Below are 2,421 nucleotides of genomic sequence, written 5' to 3'. Positions count from 1 at the left end.
CGCCCGAGCTGCAGCAGCGCTGCCTGAAAATCTGCGAGATCGGCGCACAGATGCGCCTGCTCTACACCACCGCGCTCTATCACGACTACGTCGCCCAGGAGATCTCCCTGCCTGAACTGGGCATGGCCGCCTGAGCGCGTCCCTGGACGGAAAAGCAGCATCGCATTGGAAATGGACGGCCCCGCCCGGGGCCCGACCGGATAAAGGCTTGGACATCATGGCAGTGGCAAAGACAGACGAATTCACCAACTACATCAACGGCGAGTGGTCGAAGAGCGCCAGCGGCCGCACTTTCGACAACGTCAACCCGGCCGATACCGGCGACATCGTGGGCCGCTTCCAGGCCTCGACGGCGCAAGACGCGCAGGCCGCCGTGGCCGCCGCCGCGGCCGCGTTCGACGCGTGGAAGAAAACCCCGATCACCAAGCGCGCCAGGATCCTCAACAGCGCCGCCGATTACCTCGAAGCGCACGCCGACCAGATTGCCGAGGAACTCACGCGCGAAGAGGGCAMGGCGCTCAACCTGAGCAAGGACGAAGTCCTGCGCTCGGCGCAGACCATCCGCTTCTACGCGGTGGAGGGGCAGTCGTTCTCGGGTGAGACCTATCCCCAGGACGATCCCGACATGATCGTCTACAGCCAGCGCGAGCCGCTGGGCGTGGTGACCGTGATCTCGCCGTGGAATTTCCCGGTCTCGATTCCGGCGCGCAAGATTGCGCCGGCGCTGATCGCCGGCAACACGGTGGTGTTCAAGCCCTCGTCGGATGCGCCGCTGAGCGGCTACCGGCTGGCGCAGGCTTTTGTCGAAGCCGGCATCCCCAAGGGCGTGCTCAACTTCATTACCGGCCGTGCCGGCGACGTGGGCGCGGCGATCACCGAAGCACCGGCGGTGCGCGCGATTTCCTTTACGGGCTCCACCGCGGCTGGCCAGCACATCCATCGCTCGGTGTCGCTGAGCACGCGCACGCAGATGGAGCTCGGCGGCAAGAACCCGCTGATCGTGATGGAAGACGCCGATCTGGACCGCGCCGTGGATCTCACCATCAAGGGCGGCCTGTCGCTGAGCGGACAAGCCTGCACCGGCACCAGCCGCGTGCTGGTCATGGCATCGGTCAAGGCAGCCTTTACCGAGAAGCTGCTGGCCAAGGTCAGGACGCTGAAGATCGGCAGCGGCGTGACGCCTGGCATGGACGTCGGCCCGCTCGCCACGCGCAAGCAACTGGAAACCGTGCTCGGCTTTGTCGAGGCCGGCAAGGCCGAAGCCACGCACCTGTGCGGCGGCGACCGCCTGGGCGGCGAGCAATACGACAAGGGCTTCTATGTCTCGCCGGCGATCTTCACCGACGTCACGCAGCAGATGCGCATTGCCCGGGAGGAAATCTTCGGGCCGGTGATCGCCATCATCGAAGCCAGCAGCTACGCCGATGCCATTGCCAAGGCAAACGACACTGAATACGGTTTGTCGGCCGCCATCGTGACCAGCAACCCGCGTTATGCGCATGACTTCGCGCACGACATCCAGTCGGGCACGGTCAAGATCAACCGCACCACTACCGGCAACCTGATCAACGCGCCGTTCGGCGGGCTCAAGCAATCCAGCACCTCCACGTTCCGCGAGTCGGGCCGGGCAGGGCTGGAGTTCTACACGCAAATCAAGACCGTCTACCGCGGCTGCTGAACCAGCGCGCCCGCAAACCAACCGGCATTCACGCAGCATTCACGCATCAAGCAGGAGCAGGACATGAGAAAAGCCATCAAGCTGGAACTGAAGGAAGCCCGTCACATGGTGGCGGCAGCCATCCGCAAGTCCGAGGAAATCGGCGTACTGGAATCGATCTGCGTGGTCGACGACGGCGGCTACCCGCTGGTGCTGGAGCGCATGGACGGCGCACGCATCACCGGCCCGCAGATCGCCTGGAACAAGGCCTTCACGGCCGCCGGTCACAAGCGCTCGACCCACCTGTTCAACCAGGCGCCGAACGGCCCCGCGCTGCCGGGCAATGAAGCCTTCGGCATCCAGTGGAGCTTCGAGGGCAAGTTCGCGGTATTCGTGGGCGGCTTCCCGATCGTGGTCAACGGCGAAGTGATCGGCGGCATCGGCCTGAGCGGCGGCAATGGCGAGCAGGACACCGCCGCTGGCGTGGCAGCACTGCAGGCCCTGCAGGAACTGCTTGCCGGCGASGATCTGAAGGTGCTGGCCGAAGCCGATATCAAGAAGTAAATCCAGCACCCGGCGACAGCCCGCAAACCGCGCAAATCACGCGATGCGAAGCGAGCCCCCCAAGCGATGCGAAGCGAGCCGTCAAGGTGTACCAGGCCGTATGGGGCGCCTCGGGATCCGGCGAAAAGAGCGGAAAAGAGGGACCCATGTTTGAGTATCGCCTTAAGGCGATGCGAGTTTGGGTTGCGAGTTTGGGTCCC

The 2,421-nt window shown here is 64.7% G+C and carries 2 protein-coding genes and 1 pseudogene; all 3 read left to right on the top strand.

Annotation, left to right across the window (positions count from 1 at the left end):
- Nucleotides 1-134 (top strand): annotated as a pseudogene (locus AC1DT6_RS40340) (TenA family transcriptional regulator); the annotation flags it as partial.
- Nucleotides 135-217: 83 nt separating this feature from the next.
- Entirely contained in the window at nt 218-1,678 is a 1,461-nt protein-coding gene (locus tag AC1DT6_RS40335; RefSeq protein ID WP_477115613.1) for an aldehyde dehydrogenase family protein, read from the top strand.
- Between the two features lie 63 nt (nt 1,679-1,741).
- Nucleotides 1,742-2,221, top strand: coding sequence for a GlcG/HbpS family heme-binding protein (locus AC1DT6_RS40330; RefSeq protein ID WP_477115612.1), 480 nt, complete (start codon nt 1,742-1,744; stop codon nt 2,219-2,221).
- Nucleotides 2,222-2,421 lie beyond the last annotated feature (200 nt).

Source organism: Cupriavidus sp. 01L45 (genome assembly GCF_056399885.1).
Note: the sequence above shows the minus strand (reverse complement) of the source record. Positions and strands in the feature narration are given on the sequence as shown.